This is a genomic window from Wolbachia endosymbiont of Laodelphax striatellus (assembly GCF_007115015.1).
In the GTDB taxonomy this organism is placed as follows: Bacteria; Pseudomonadota; Alphaproteobacteria; order Rickettsiales; family Anaplasmataceae; genus Wolbachia.
In genome coordinates this window covers 194,461-210,754 of record NZ_MUIX01000001.1, presented here as the reverse complement: position 1 = coordinate 210,754, position 16,294 = coordinate 194,461, and the positions used below count along the sequence as shown (strand labels likewise).

11 protein-coding genes are annotated in these 16,294 nt (G+C 34.0%); 4 read left to right on the top strand and 7 right to left on the bottom strand.

Annotated features, from left to right (window positions below; all coding sequences use genetic code 11):
* The coding region (locus tag BVG17_RS00940; protein WP_276528479.1) for a group II intron maturase-specific domain-containing protein at positions 1-709 on the top strand (709 nt) is incomplete at its 5' end.
* Positions 706-1,500 (top strand): Rpn family recombination-promoting nuclease/putative transposase, encoded by a 795-nt coding sequence (locus tag BVG17_RS00935; protein WP_143688772.1) that lies wholly within the window; start codon positions 706-708, stop codon positions 1,498-1,500. The genes BVG17_RS00940 and BVG17_RS00935, both read left to right, overlap by 4 nt.
* Here the strand turns inward: BVG17_RS00935 and BVG17_RS00930 are convergent.
* Positions 1,475-7,186 (bottom strand): ankyrin repeat domain-containing protein, encoded by a 5,712-nt coding sequence (locus tag BVG17_RS00930; RefSeq protein ID WP_206663913.1) that lies wholly within the window; start codon positions 7,184-7,186, stop codon positions 1,475-1,477. The genes BVG17_RS00935 and BVG17_RS00930 overlap by 26 nt on opposite strands.
* Positions 7,187-7,830: 644 nt before the next feature.
* Here BVG17_RS00930 and BVG17_RS00925 point away from each other — a divergent pair.
* Positions 7,831-9,384: an ankyrin repeat domain-containing protein gene (locus BVG17_RS00925; protein WP_143688760.1), complete on the top strand. Its 1,554-nt coding sequence runs from the start codon at positions 7,831-7,833 to the stop codon at positions 9,382-9,384.
* Positions 9,385-9,445: 61 nt separating this feature from the next.
* Positions 9,446-11,851: an ankyrin repeat domain-containing protein gene (locus tag BVG17_RS00920; protein WP_143688761.1), complete on the top strand. Its 2,406-nt coding sequence runs from the start codon at positions 9,446-9,448 to the stop codon at positions 11,849-11,851.
* A 160-nt stretch (positions 11,852-12,011) separates the two neighbouring features.
* Here BVG17_RS00920 and BVG17_RS09925 read toward each other — a convergent pair whose 3' ends face one another.
* The 6 genes from BVG17_RS09925 to BVG17_RS00895 form a co-directional block, all read right to left on the bottom strand.
* Entirely contained in the window at positions 12,012-12,137 is a 126-nt protein-coding gene (locus tag BVG17_RS09925; RefSeq protein ID WP_255447008.1) for a hypothetical protein, read from the bottom strand.
* A 134-nt stretch (positions 12,138-12,271) separates the two neighbouring features.
* Entirely contained in the window at positions 12,272-13,756 is a 1,485-nt protein-coding gene (locus tag BVG17_RS00915; RefSeq protein ID WP_143688921.1) for a recombinase family protein, read from the bottom strand.
* A 10-nt stretch (positions 13,757-13,766) separates the two neighbouring features.
* Positions 13,767-14,198 carry a DUF2924 domain-containing protein gene (locus tag BVG17_RS00910; RefSeq protein ID WP_143688762.1) on the bottom strand — a complete coding sequence of 144 codons (432 nt, stop codon included), beginning with the start codon at positions 14,196-14,198 and terminating at the stop codon, positions 13,767-13,769.
* Between the two features lie 4 nt (positions 14,199-14,202).
* The gene (locus BVG17_RS00905) at positions 14,203-14,676 is read right to left on the bottom strand and encodes an ankyrin repeat domain-containing protein (protein ID WP_019236494.1); all 474 of its coding nucleotides are present in this window, start codon (positions 14,674-14,676) and stop codon (positions 14,203-14,205) included.
* A gap of 31 nt (positions 14,677-14,707) precedes the next feature.
* Positions 14,708-15,409, bottom strand: a complete 702-nt coding sequence (locus BVG17_RS00900; RefSeq protein ID WP_143688763.1) for an ankyrin repeat domain-containing protein — start codon at positions 15,407-15,409, stop codon at positions 14,708-14,710.
* Between the two features lie 168 nt (positions 15,410-15,577).
* Positions 15,578-16,294 (bottom strand): SH3 domain-containing protein (locus BVG17_RS00895; RefSeq protein WP_458695038.1); only part of this gene is annotated, 717 nt, incomplete at its 5' end.

The window sequence follows — 16,294 nt, the reverse complement described above, 5'->3', positions numbered from 1 at the left end:
CCTTATTATTTCAGGTTTCACACATGAAGTACTGGAAAAGGAAGTTAAGCCTTTAGTATCATCCTTTCTTCATGAGCGAGGTTTAATTCTGTCAGAAGAGAAGACAAAGATTACATCTATTACAACAGGGTTTGACTTTCTTGGTTGTAATGTACGTAGATATAATAAGAAGTTAATTATTAAACCTTCGAAAGAAAGTATTAAAAGACTTCTTAATAAAGCACGTACATTGATAAAAGCAAATATAGCGAACACTCAGGCTATAGTAATTAAGTCACTCAACTCTCTACTGAGAGGATGGGGAAATTACTATCACCATGTGTGTGCTAAAAAAGCGTTTAGAAAGATCGACAATGAAATTTGGCATAGTTTATGGAAATGGGCAAAGAAAAGACATCCTCGTAAAGGATTACGTTGGATAAAGAATCGTTACTTCAAAGTAATGGGTCAACGCCAATGGGTTTTTGCTGCACCCATATGCAAGAACAAACCAAAAGAGATACGGTATTTAAGACTGCTTAAGCTGATTGATATACCTATCAGACGACATGTTAAAATCAGAGCGGATGCAAATCCCCTTGACTTAAAATGGAAAAAGTATTTTGATGAGAGAGTGAAACGAACAAGAATGTTAGCAAGCTCCTTTTCAAGAGAAGGTTCTCTACTGTTGGTGTCACCATTAAGAATGATGTTTCCTGAGGAATCATGAAGGACAAGCCGGTTCTAGAAAAGAAGAACTTAGATAAGGGGCTCAAGCGTAGTGTGGGGAAACCTGCATGCTGCGTTTCTAAGGGAGGGAGTAGTAGTAATACTGCTTCCTTACCTGACCTGGTCGCTAAAACTAAGGGCTTTGAAAAACGTGCCCAATATTACGCTGCTAAAGCCTATTCAAGACAAGCAGATAAAGGTGATCAATACCATAACCTTAAGGAAATTATCTTTATTGCTATAGCAGATTGTATTTTATTTCCTGATAAGTCCGAGTATAAATCAAAGCACACTATTCGCGATGAAGATACTAATGAACATGATCTAAAAGATTTTTATTTTGTATTTATTGAATTGCCTAAATTTCCCAAAACCAAAGAAGATCAGCTTTCAAGTATAGTCGAGAAATGGGTTTACTTCTTCAAATATGCAGATGAGACTAGTGAAGAAGAGCTGGAAAAAATAATAGGTAGCGATCTAATAATTAAAAGAGCATATGAAGAACTAAATAGGTTCAACTGGTCAGAAAAAGAATTTATTGCCTATGAACAAGAGATCAAGCGTATTCGTGATGAACAGGCCGTTCTTGCTCAAAAACTCGATGATACTACTCAAAAAGGTAGACAAGAAGGCATCCAAATTGGCCGTGAAAAAGGTAGGGAGGAAGGAAGAAAAGCAGAAAAAATCGAAGTTGCAAAAAACTCACTCAAGGCCGGTGTCTCTATTGATGTTATCTCTGAAATCACTGGCCTTTCTTTAGATGAGATTAAGCAACTTGACCAGAAGAAGTAACTCCTCTCAGGCTCTTATTATCTGCAGGTTCTACAGTAATGCTGTTAAGTGAAGATATTGGCTGCTGTGACTTTTTCAAATTGCTATTTTCCCATTGTATAAATCTTTGCATTTGATCGTCATAATGATTCGGTTTATATTTTAGCTCAATAAGTGATCCTTTTCTTAGTGGTAGATTTTCAGTCTTCTGACTACCTAGAGATGTCACTCTCATATTTTCCAATTTTCTTCTTTTAGGTGATATACACTGACCCTTCACTGAGCATGGTAAAGTACAATCTTGCAACTCTGAGACTTGCTGCTGATTATCTATTTTCCTCCTTTTAATTTGTATATTCTCTGTGTCTGAGGGCCTTTTATCTTGAGATAGCAACTCTCTACTTGATGAAGCATTGACTGAAGGATAATTATTGCTATTTTCCTTTGCATACATCTCTTTTAAGATGGAAACACCACGAGCATCCAGGTCAGATTTTTTTAATTGCAAGAGCGATTCTCTTCTTTCTATCTCATTTTTTAAATACGTTAGTCTATTTTCATCTCTAGTGAACAACTCTTGTATAGCATCTACAGTCTCCAAAGTATCAGGATGATTTAATCCTATAATTTCCTCCTGCATTTCTTGCACCTGTTGAAGCTCCTGTAATGCTTTTTTTCTGTTTCCTAACTGGCCATGTAAAATGGCTATATAAAACTTAACAGACAATACTTTAGGGTTATTCTCTAAAAATCCATATTCCTTTTGCAGCTGCAGCACCTCTTCAAAATTTTTCAATATCTTCTCTTTTGCTTTTTCTTGAAGTGCTTTTCTGATCTTTCTTTCAACAACATAAGGAGCCGATTGTAAGTACTGAATATCTTCTTGATTTTTTAGAACATCTTGCAGCTGATTAAGTAAAGTTTGTATATTGAATTCACGTGATAAATCTTCTTCATGCGGTAACATTTTTTCTTCTACAGTTATTTTTCCTCTACCTTGACTTGTGAAGAAGTATACTAAAGCATAGGTGTATTTTGCCTCTAAATTACAAAATCCGTATATGCCATGAGGATAAAAATAAAGACCATCATAGAATTCAAAATCGTTTCTTCTAAGGAAAATTTCATCCCTAAGTACTCTTTCATAGTGCAGTATTGTAAATGCATCAAAATACCTTTCTTGCATTACAAGTATTTTAGCTATAGTATTTAGCATACTTAAATAATTATTCAAATAGCGTTGATCTTTCTTATCAGGTAGTTTTGTAAGTAGGAAGCTACTATCTTTAAGGTAAGATAATGCATTCTCGTAACGCTTTTGTTTGAAATAAATAAAAATTATTTCTTTATCCACGCTTAAAAAAGAAAGAGTACATTCTAAAGTTTCTTCTTTTTTTAAGTTCCAAAAGACTTGTAATGCTGAGTCATATTCTCCTAAGGCAACCATTGTATTAGCTATCTCATATCTCGCCCTTACTGTTTCTTCATTTGTTATAATAAATACTTTGAATGCTTCCAATCCGAATTTAAGAGCTTCTTTATACTCACATAGCGTGTTTAAGGCACTTAAAATCATATGTGCAAGATAACAATTTTCTCTCGCTAAGCCTTCATATTCTCGACTATAATAAAGCAAAGACAGAGGATGACCCACATATGGGTAAAAATCTTCTTCAGCTTCGCACACCAATCTTATGGCATAACTTAATGCTTGCTTTTCCTCATCTACACTAAGCTGTGAGCGTATTGCTTTTCTTATTAACTCATGCATAAAATACACTTTGTACTCATTTCTCTCTTCTACATGAATAATAGAATACCGTTCCAGTAATTCAAAAAAGGAGTACAGTTCATCCTCATCTCTATTATAGGTAAGAAATAAATTTGGATCAATTTGACCAGGACCAAAATAAGCCATAGTACTTATAATTTTAAGAGTTTTTTCCGTAGAATTGATCTCTTGTATCGCTTTCATAGAAATTAGCAATGTTATTTGCAATACTCTTTCGTATTCATTTTGCCCGGTAATTTGTGGAAGTGCCAGATCATAATCTTCATACTGTGCTAAATATTCATAGATTCCAAATACTCTTCCTGAAGCACTTAATTTTCTGTTTCTAATGCATATTGCTGCTTGCTTTATGGCCAAGGGAAAATTCTTTAACTTTCCTACAAGTATTTTTATTTGTTCGTTTTGTGATTTATCTACTAACCCCAAGATTTGTTTGACAAGTTGCTTAGCTTGTTCTTCTTCAAGATTGCCCAAAGTTACTTCTGCTATATCTTGATAACCATGGTCAGAAGAAGTAAATAAGCAATCAAAACCACCTCTTTCTCGTCTAATCTTTAAAACCTTCTCCACATCTTCTTTCTTAGCTCTTTCAAAAAGGAGCAGATATTTTTTTCTTTTTTTATCCTTATCTTCTTCCATAGACATGGCTAACCTATCTCGAACAAAGGAAGCAAAAGAACTCTCTATGGATAACATATCTTGAGTATTTACCTCATAAGCATGAAGATAAACTTGCTTGTTTTCTTCAACAAATTTTCTAGCTAGTTGGGTTTTGCCAATACCAGATGGACCTATTATTACTACTGCTCCTTCCTGTAATTTCCTATATATCTCCTCTATTTGTTCCTGCCTCCCAATAAATTCTTCTACTGGGCCTAACACATCCTTACAGTCCATTTTCTTAAACATAAGCGCCAACGCTTTTATACTTGACGCCTTTATACGAGACCTAACATTTCTAGATCTTTCTGTATCATCACACTTGAAGAGATTGCTATAGTCTCGAGAGATTACTTCAGCACGGCTCACAAATGCTTCTTTTACTTTTTGATGATAGAAAGAATGTGGTGTTGTTATTAATTTTTCTTCCATCAAAGAGATAACATTCCTATTTTTCTCAGTCCTCTCTAGTATTTCTTTGCCTTTTCTAATATATTTCCCTTTACCGGACCTTTCTATTTCTTCTTTTACTTTAACTAAGTATCTCACGCGCACATCTAAACTTTCTTTGCGTTCTTGATAACAACGTAAGATATGCTTGCTTAAAAAGCCTACTTCTTGTTCAATATAAGATTTAATTTTTACTATAAAATCATCAATTCTTTTTGTACTTGGAACTTGAATTTCCTTATTAGCAACATAAAATACCTGTTCTATGGTATTCTTAAAGTCTTGTCTCTCCAAAGTATACACATAATTTTCAAGTTCTACGTTTGTAGTTTGTACCTTAGTATATTCCGTATCATATATTTTTTTTGACTTTTCACCCATAAGAGAACGACGATAACCATATTGACTATCTTCATTATTTTTTCTATAATAGATGAAGAAACCTTCACTTCCTTCTGCAACTCCAATGTTTTCATATAAGCCCCTAAGGGTATAACTTTTCTCTCCATACTGTACTCTTTCATCGTGTATCTCTTGCCGGTATTTACCTGAAACAAGAGCCTCAGCTATCCCTATACTTCTCAAATCTTCACTATATTCTTTCTGAATGTAATATTCAATTATCTTATTTACAATGTCATCTACTACCTTTGAAACATGATTAAGACCAATTTTTTCAAATTGCATTTCAAAACTTTGAAAAATATTGCATCCAGCATCCACTAATATCTTTCTAAAGCCCAGTTTATATTCATTAAATGTTTCTATTAAGTCTGATAAATTAACAAAACTCTTTGTCGCTTTTATTACATTACCTACTTTCAATGATGCTCTCTCATCAGACATTATTCTGATACCTGTGTATGCTGAAAATCCCAGAATTCTTCGCACAAATTTACTAGTGCCTATTCCATCACAAAACATTACGTTCCCATTTCTCAATGTATTCACAAACACATCGTATATAGTGAGCTTCATTTCAAATGATTGTACAAAACTCAGAGCAAATTTCATTAAATTTGAATATTTTACTTGGTAAAATTGATAATGATTCTCTCCTTTATAGGATAAGTGTATTTTATTACAATATTTTTTCTCTTTATTATATATATAATCTTCCGAATCTCTTTGAGACACTATTATCGCAGTCTCTAGTAATTCAGACATTACGCTTATTTCATGTTCTCCACCCCAAGTTCTATACATCCTCATGCATTCCAAATATACTTCAAACAAAAATTCCTGAATTTGATCACGGTTTTGTATTTTATTAAGCTCAGTGTAAATTTCCTTTACTGTATCTTTATCAAAAAAATTGGGCTGAAGTTTACTAATATCGATACCATATTTCTTAACTTTCTCAGCACTGAACTTACTTTTAAACTTTTCTTTAAAGATACCTTCTGTAAAATGATTTCCACTGTGACTCTCAAGGAAATCTTCCATACTAATCTTATTTTTAAGTACTTCTCGATTTGAATACATTGCATTAGCAACTTCATCACGAAATACTCTCGTTACTAACATTATTAGTGTGTTATCCTTATAAAGATCTGCATTAACTTGTTGAATGAGCCTTTGTGTTAGACGTGCATTATACTTGCTTGTAAATAGTTTTTTAAACCTCTCACAGAAAGTATCATTATCAAATTTTACGGGAGTCAAGTAAGCTAAAGCAACAGACCAAAACAAGCAACTGCCATCTCCTGGAACATTAACTTCCTTACGTGAAACAAATGGTTGCAACACCTTAGCAATATCTTCCCTGTTACTCTCTTCAGCAATATCTATAGGAGTATTTCCCTCATTATTTGAAATATTAACATTCGCTCCTGCCCTTAGTAGAAACTTAACAATCTTTGAATCTCCCTCATAAACAGCACTATGTAAAGGTGTATCATTACGATCATTAACCTGAAAATTAACATCTAGCCTCGGGCATGCTTTGAAAAAAGCTTTTAGCTTTTCAATCTTTTCATTTTCTGAAAGACTACAATCCTCTATAACACTAGCAAATTTTTCGTATATTTTTTCCAATGGCAGTCCACTAAGCATACTCTGAGCTTGAGTTAGATTAGAAAGAGGTAACACTCGCTGAACTTCCTTTTTCAAGACAGGATCAAAATGATAATCTCCTTTGCTTATTATATGTATAGTATCCTTGGCACTATAATTTGTACTTACAGATCTAGATCCTAGCTCATCAATAAGATAACTTGACCACCCTGAATAGCACAGATCTTTGATAATATGTAGCTTAACATTATATTCACCACAAATTATGCTCCCCTCAATTTCAGGCCTGCCACATATAGGAATCTGCAACGTACTTCCATAGTGTAAGCTAGTTAACAATATAAACACATCCTTATTGTCCTTTTGCATTTTTTTTATATCTTCAGCACTGTATTCTATACCAATCAAATAAGTCTTCCATAATTCATCATCATCAATACCTGGCTCTGGCAGTACTACTATAGAATCTCTACGATTTCTAGCGTCTGCTATAATCTTTCCTTTCACTTTTTGACTAATTAAAGCTTGCTTCCTACAAAATTCTCTCAAGGATTTCACAGTAAAGTTTGTTCCTGGCTTTAGTTGATTAAGTACTTGTGCAACCGCATCAAAGAAACAATCCCCTCTTCCAATTGCTTTCCCTATTGTAAAATCTTCTGGCAACTTTAATGTTTGCTGACTGTTAGATGATGATATATCTTCACTCATCAAGCTAGATTGATCAGGTGTTTGCTTTAAAACTCCTGGGCTTTTCTCTGCATGATTTACAGAGCATGATGCATTTAACATAATGCCTCCAGTATTAATTAGACTAAATATAACTATATTATGGATAAAAAGAAATATCAGAAGAACTTTTTTAGCATTTTATTTTAGTTTTTATTTTTTAAACTAAAGCCAGTGCTTGCAAAAACACCTCTATTTTTTTACTACAATGTACTCTTTCTATTTCTAAAGACTAATTCAATTTTACATATTACTCAAAACTGAAACAATACAGCCATTTCCGGCAACTAAAACCAGCAAGCGTGAGAACTGTTCGTTTTGGGATGGGATGGTCTACCATGTGTACCATACGAACTTTTTATTATAGTGATTTCATTATACGCTAAAATTAGCCATATTAGGCCATTTCATCCACATCTATATACGAACTGTTTTGCTTGAGCTTATGGAAATAATTTAAATCTTCTATTTTTATAATCTTATTTTATGCTGCTTTTTCTCACAAATATACGACCTTTTTTGAAGGAGTAAATAATTGAAATCCTTATGACACTAAGTTGAAGTATTTTTCTATCAAATTCGAAATAAAAGATATTTTTCTATACCTATATACAACAAATTTGCAGTTTCGAGAAACATATAAAACCCTTGCTGATCATATCAAGTATGTAATAATCAAAACATAGGTTTTTAAAGTGAGGTAAATTATGTATCCTAATGTACACGAAAGTAATGGTAATACTAAGTTACATTGTGCTGCTAAAGATGGCAACTCAGAAGCAGTTCAAGCTTTACTAAACAAAGATGCTGATGTTGAGGCACAAAACGACAATGGCGATACTGCTTTACATATAGCTGCTCAAGAAGGCCACTTAGAAATAGTTAAAGCTCTGTTAGGTAAAGGAGCCAGTGTTGAAGAACAAAATAGCGAAGGCTGCACTGCTCTTCATTGTGCTACTGAAAATGGTTGCTTAGCAGTAGTTAAGTACTTTATAAATGAAAAAAGAATCAATATTAACCAAAAGAACGATGATAATGAAACTCCTTTACATATAGCTGCTGAAGATGGCCACTTAGAAGTAGTTCAATTTCTGTTAGAAAAAGGGGCTAGTGTTGAGGAACCAGGTAACGAAGGGCGTACTGCTTTGCATTATGCTGCTAGAGAAGGTCACTTAGGAATAGTTCAAGCTCTATTAGATAAAGATGCTGATATTGATGCACAAAACAACAATGGCGATACTGCTTTGCATCTTGCTGCCGAAAACGGTCGCTTAGCAATAGTTAAGTACTTTGTAGACGAAAAAGGAATTGATATTAACCAAGAGAACGATGATAATGAAACTCCTTTGCATATTGCTGCTAGAGAGGACCGCTTAGAAGTAGTTAAATTTCTGTTAGAAAAAGGAGCCGTTTTTGAGGCAAAAGAAAATGATGACTTAACTGCTTTGCATTATACTGCTGCAAATGGTCACTCAGAAGTAGTTCAAGCTCTATTGGATAAAATGGATAATGCTGACATATTAAAGAAGAGTTTCAAATGTGTCTTGCATATTCCTGCTCGAGAGGGCTACTTAGAAATAGTACAAGCTCTACTAGACAAAGGTGCTGATGTTGAAGCAAAAAACAACGATGGCGATACTGCTTTGAATGAAGCTGCTGGATGTGGTCATTTGGAAGTAGTTCAATTTCTGTTAGAAAAGGGTGCTAGTTTTGAAACACGAAACAACGAAGGCTGTACTGCTTTGCATATAGCTGCTGAAACTGGCCACTTAGAAGTAGTTCAAGCTCTGTTAGACAAAGGGGCTAACGTTGAAGCAAAAAGCAAAAGTGGCAGTACTGCGTTGCATGAAGCTGCTAGAATGGGTTGCTCAGACATAGTTCAATATCTTGTAGAGGAAAAAAAGGCTACTATTGACGTAAAGGACGTTGATTGTAATACCCCCCTGGATTTAGCTGATAGAAACGGCCACAAAAATATTGTTGAGTATCTTAATTTTCAAGAAAAGAAGCATTCTGAAACTTCAAAAGCAATAAAGACTAGTTTCTCTGTAGGTGTAATAGCCATGTTGACAGTAACTATGGGATGTATTGTTACTCATGTTAGTTTATCAATATTAGTTATTGCTGCATTGATAGTTGGAGCCATTGCTGGCAGCATTACATATAGAATATTAAAACCTAGTACTAAGCTAAATGAATATGAAGTAGAGATACAAAGTTTACCAGAAACCGATAACATCTTAAGAGTAAATGTTACATAGCTCTTGTTTTTTATGTCAAGTATATAATAATAAAATATGAGTTTTTAAACTGAGGAGAGTTATGAGTTTTGACAAGTTGGAAGAAATACTAGCTTCTATTGATACTGACGTTGGTTTAAGTGAGAGTAACGTGGTCGGAAAAGTAGAAAAAAAGCTAAAACAAGTAGATACATCTGGCCTATTACAGCTTGCTGTTTTGAAAAACAATAAACGAATAGTGGAGACTCTTATACAAAAAGGGGCTGATGTTAATAGAATGGATATATACAATCGTGATCCATTATATTATGCTATCTTACATAGAAATACACGAATGGTAGAGGTCCTGATAAAAAATGGGGCAAGTGTTAGGAAGAAATATAATGATGGAAGTACACCCTTGCATCATGCTATCTTGGGTAACAAAACAAAAATAGTAGAGCACCTAATAAACAATGGGGCTGATGTTAATGCAGTAGATGAAAAAGGTAGGACTCCATTATACTTGGCTGGTCGAAATACAAAAATGATCTCGATTCTTATGAAGAATGGAGCATGTCCCTTACTGGAAAATAGAAATGTTGAATTTTTGAAGTATTTAATTGCACTCATTAAAGATGGTGATATAGATAATTTGGAGAAGAGAGAAGCGAAACAGAAAGAAGAGCAAGTGGATGATGGATATGAATCACTTAAATACTCATTGCTGCTTAGTGATAACAGCTCTTTGATCTCTATTATAAAAAGGGAAGAATTCAATAATTTAATATCTGAGTGGTCTTCAGGTGCACCTGACTTAAAAGAGGGCCAAAAAAATTTGAATAAGGCGTTGTTAAGTCTCCTAAAAGACTTTCCATTTTCTAACATTACAAAGTTTGAGAATTTTTTACAAGATAACAAAAGTAATGATGATCTAAGGGTCGTTCTCAATCTTCAAAGAGGAAAGTCCAAGTTGACAATACTGCATGCAATACAAAGTATGGAGCATTTGGCAGTAGAAAAAGATATGGCCTGGGCAGTTGGAGCATTTATAACTTTACTTTTAAAAGCTGGAGCTGACCCTAACATAGTTGACAGTGAAGGACAAACACCTTTGCACTATGCTGCTTATTATAATACTTTAAATATACCTTTACTTCTGAACAAAGGAGCACGTAATCAACCTGACAAACAAGGAAAAACTCCTCTAGATATTGTAGTTATTAACAAAAAACCTTTTGAAGTGAATATTTTAGAACAAATCTTTTTAACTCAGGAGCAAATGAGAGCAAAAAGCCATTTAGAAAATATTTGCGGTCATAGCCTTGGCACTAATCAACTAAGAGAGTTTTTAAATCAGCATAGAGGAAACGAAGGTCTTAAAGAGATTTTAAATCTTCGTGATTGCAAAGGAAAGTCTCGTATTTTTCAAAAGATTAGAGATGCTTGTTATGGTGATAAAATTCGTTTTAAAGAAGCAGAAAGGTTGCTGTTAGAAGCAGGAGCAATTGATTACAAAGGATGGAAGGACAAAGAACATTTACCTAAAGATTCCGCTTTATGGAACATTTTAATATTAAACCAACGGGAAGAATTGAAAACTTTTTTAGATATGGCCAATGCAGCCGAAAACATGAACGAGTTAGAGCAAGTTGTAAAAAGAGCTATAGAAGCAGGAGTAATGCTGAACTTTGCTGTGTCAGGAAGTTTATATGACAAGAAATATGAGAGTAAATATGGCTTTGCAGATTGTGTAATAAGAAAAATTAGTGAATTAAAAAAGAACTCTAGAATTGCAAGTGATGTAGAGGTTGCTAGTCGTATAGTATGTAACTTAGTATCAAAAGGAGTAGTACTACATACTATAAGCAGCATTCTTGTCATTGATGAACTAGAAGAGTTTAAAAGCCACAAAGCTAATATGGTAAAAGCCTATGAAAGTTATGCAAAGCGTAGTTTGAAATTTATGGAAATTGTTAAAAGTGCAACTACTGGCAAGGTGAAAAATGTAAAAGTGGATAACTCTATTCTCTATTTGGAATATTCAGAAAATAGTGTAGTTGAGGTTGCGAAAATCATAAATGAAGCAAATTTAACTCATGGAAGTATAGAATCTAGAAGAGATGTAATAGCAATAGGTGAAAGTGAGGTAGAAATTGTAACGGAAGATGGGATAAGAAATTATACTAACCTTACGGGCAATATAGTACTAACTTTCTATACTAGTTTAGGAAAGATAGACATTAAACTGTATCCTGACGTACAAGATAAAAGCAAAATTATAGTAGAAGTGAGTAATAAAGAGGAAGTATTGGAAAAATTCAAAGGTCATGAAGAAGAATTAGGCGAGGATTGTGCACTTGGTAATGATTATGTCTACTATGCTATTGAACGGGGATATTTTGAAAGGTCTGGAAAATTAATGCATCCTGAAGTAATAAGCGAGTCTAAGAACAAATGGGCAGGACGTGAAGAGTTAAGAAGAACTTCTGATTCTAGGGCTAGGTAGATCATAAAAGTTAAAGATTATTATTTAAATATAAACTACTATAATTTATAGATTAAGGAAATTGTACCAATGTCTATGATCTTTTAAGAATACTCTTTTATATTGTTTTAAGCTGGCTACAAAATGAGGATATGGAACATACAATTGGCTGAACTGCCTTTTACACTCCAGATCTACTATTAAAATATGCAGCTAAAATTGGATCATTTTCTATCACTGTTGCATCTAATATGCTAAAATCTTCATCATTTATATTGATATTTTCACATAATTGATTTTGTAACATTTATTTGCTCTTCTATATCAATTTCAACATCTTTTTGTGTGGCCCTTTGTAGTAGCTCCTTTTGCAATAACCTTTTTTAATTTTCTGTCACATACTTTTTTCGATGTTTTTTCATATTGTTGTTTTTATAAACGTTACGACGCTGAGCCGTAAAATTTCTCCCTTTGCTCACTCCAAAGCATCGGTATTTCTTTCAAATCAAACAATTTTAAATCTCTTGGCTGTCTCCCATTTACTATGTCTTCTTTAATCTTTGGTGCTAAATAGTTCAACCTCAAAATTTGCTGTATACGTCTTGTACCTATATTAATTTTGGCACTCAGCTCTCCTACACTTGCATATTTTCCCTCTTCTAGTTGCCGTCTCCACAGATGGGCTCTTACCACTGCTTTCAGTAATGCATTGTTTGTTTTGCCTTCTGGCTCTACTACTGTGCATTTTTTTCCTTTCTTCTTTATTGGTATAAATATCTCTCCTGATTCAGAACTTACTACTATTCCATCGTCTCTTACCATTACTCCATTTATTAAGTTCTTTACTACTTCCTTCTGTTTTCCGAAGCTTAACTCTTCCCATTCTTCCGCTTTTTCTTGCCAATTTTTGTATAGGTGCTCTGCTCTCTTCATTACTTCTTTTTCTACTTCTCCTGCTACTATATTCCGACTCTTTGACGCACAGCTTTTTCCTCTTAAATGGTTATTGCACACGTAATATCGGTACCTTTTATTTTCTTTTTTTGCATACGTTAGTATCATATTTACGTCACAGCTCTTGCACTTGATTATCCCCTTTAGTAGTGCCTCTTCATATTTTTTCCCTTGATATGGCTGATTCTTTATTAATTCTTGCGCTTTTTGCCAGTTTTCTTCTTCTATTATTGCTTCATGCTTTCCTTTATACTGTTTCTCATAATGCCGTATTTTTCCCATATATATTGGATTTGTTATTATTCTCCTCACCGTGGCCTTTTTAAAGATATCAGATCTTATTCGGTACCCTTCTCTGTTTAACTCTCTTGCCAACTCTGCCATTGACTTCAGCTCTATATACCTCTCAAATATATGTTTTACCAACTTTGCTTCTTTCTCATTTATTATTAATTCTTTATCTTTTACATCATACCCCAGTGGCAAAGTTCCACCCATCCACAACCCTTGCTCTTTTGATGTTGCTATTTTATTTTTTACCCTCTCTACTATCATCTCTCTTTCTAGCTGTGCTGCTCCTGATAACACCGTTTGTACGAACTTTCCCATTGGCGTATTATTATCAAATATCTGCGTTACTGCTACAAAATTTACTCTATGTCTTCTAAAAAATGATGTAACTTCGATGCTATCTTTTGTTTCCCTTGAGAGCCTGTCTAATGTATATACTACTACACAATCTACTTCTCCTGCCTTTACATCTTCAAATAATTCCTTTATCGCTGGTCTTTCTAAGTTTTTTCCTGAGAAACCTCCATCATCGTACCTTTTTGCCAATATTACCCAACCCTCTCTGCTCTTTATGTACTTTTCACATGCTATTCGTTGCGCATCAAGACTATTAAACTTTTGTTCTAGTCCATCCTCATTTGATTTTCTTGTATATATTGCACACCTTACTTCTTTTAGCATTTTATTCTCTTCAATTTTCATTTTTATCACGCATCCCAAATAATAAAGGTCCGTTGTAGCTCATTCCCATTATTTTTCCGGCTACTGCTGATAATGACGTAAAAAATTCTTCTCTGTAGATTAAACCCTTATCTGTCACCATTACCGCATGCGTCTCTTCTCCTCTCTCTAGTATCAACTCTGTTCCTGCTACTGGTAATTTGTCACTACTTATTCTTTTTCCCTTCTCTAGCCGATCTGCCAGATACTCTAGTCTTTTTGCTCCTTTTCTTGACATTTCTCCATATGCTTTTTCCTGCATTCTATAAGCTAATCTTGGTATCAGATATTTCTTTGAGTATCTAGGCGCCTCTTCCCCATATACCTTCTTCCATATTTTTCTCATTTCACCCAAAGGTTTTTTCTCTAAATTCATTACTTTCTTTTCTATTTCTTTCTCCATATTTTTAGCCCTTCATAAATAGCTTTTCAATTCTGTCTATTTCTTTCTTCAATATTTCAGTGATCTCCTTACTGTTTTTCGCATAATCCATTGCTGTCATTCCAAATTTATCCGCTTGTTCTATTTCTCCTCCAGCCTTCACTAATTCTTTCACTATCTCTTTTTCGCCTATCATGCATGCAAGGTGCAGCGGTGTGCATTTATTTCCATATTCTTCCGCATTTACATTCCCTCCTGATTTTATCAATTCCCTCACGATTTCTAGACGTTTCTCCGTTACCGCTAGGTGCAGTGCTGTGTATCCTTTCACATCTGCTGCATTCACATTCACTCCTTTTTCAACTAACAACTTCACTGTTTTTGCGTCTACTGCATAATGCAGAGCTGTTCTTTCCTTCTTGTCTCTTTCATAAATATTTTCATATGAGTTCTCTAATAATTCTTTTGCTGACTTATTAAATTTGCCAAACTTTAACATAATTTACCTCACCTTTTCTTTGACCTTTTTTTTAAGCTTTCCTTCTCACCACCTCATCTATCATTTCGTTTACTTGGCTCATTATCTCGCTTGCTAAATTTTTACATTCTTCCTTTATTAGTGACTTATCTTTCTTCCTTATTTCTCCTATCTCTATTATTTTTAGCTCTGGTAAATAACTCCCATTCAACATGTCTGCTATTTCTCCCACTAGCCTCTCTATTCCATAGCATGTCAGTTCTCTACTTTTTGTTACTCCTCCTTGTTCTCTCAAAAATTTACTTGCCTTTTCACTTTCTTTACTATCACACAGAGAATACTTTTCACTTTCCCAAATGTAATACATTGGTGTTGCACCATATTTATTAAGTTGATTAACCTCAGCTCCTGCTTTTACTAGCTCTTTTATTATTTCAACTCCTGCTCCTCCCATTTTGCACGCAGAGTGGAGTGGCGTACATCCAGTGACATATTGAGTGGCATTTACTTCTGCTCCCGACCTTAGCAGCACTTTTACATTTTCTAAGCTTTTCGCAAATACTGCACAGTGTAGAGGTGTATAACCATTTTTATCTCTTGCATTTACCTCTGCCCCTTTTTTTATTAATAATCTCACTGTTTTGTAATCAGATGCTTGATGCAAGATCGTCTCTCCTTCTTCATTTCTTTTATTAATGTCTTTAAATCCGTTACTTGATACTTCTTTAAAAAACTTACTCTTGCTAAAACTCATTTCATACCTCACAAAATTAGCTTTTCTAGCGCCAGACAAATTTCTTATATTTACCTGCTGCTATTCAAGTCATGTCCGTTTTAGCATGAGAAAGCAAGTCCTTTTCTTTTTATTTCATACACTTTTACCTATTATTAATATAATATATGAGGATCTAAATATAAGTATTTAACTTATTACACATATTGCTTGACTACTTTTCCAACTTCTGTGCAAATGTCGATGTTCGTGCCATTTCAGTACTCCCGGGTAAAATACTAAAATGTAATTTTCTAATTCGTGTATTGAGTCTTTTTGCTCTGAATCTAAATCATTTTTATAGTAAACGTTGTGTTCTGCCAAACCATATTTTGTAATCTTCTGATCTGTATAGTTTTCTATTTTGTAGTGGTGAGTAACGCTAAACCTTTCTAAAATTGGCTTGTGTTTTAAATTCCAACGTTGCCCTGAAAGTTTATCGTTTCCCAATACAAATTTATTTCCTTTTTCTTCTACGCTACTTACTGGAAAGCACCCATTTATTTCTCCTAATTTCCAGCTATCTGACAGTACAATCTGTGCTTTGGCAAACTTTATTTCTGGTAATAAGCTCTGTGATAGAGGATATAGTGCTTTTAAGTTGTACCAATGATGACTTCTTTCATAAATGCCTTTGTAATCCTTTGTATGAGCCTCTGTTTCTCCAAGTACTGCTACATCTAATCGATATATGTCATTACTAAATGTTTGTTCATAATGCTCTCTTAAATAGTTGTCTACAATCTCTACTAACGGACCTCTAGAACTGAAAAAATTTATTCTTCCAAACGATAACACTGGCCCATTTTTTTCAACTTTTATACCAGAGTAGTCTGATAACAAACTTCCAAATAAACTTTCATCTAA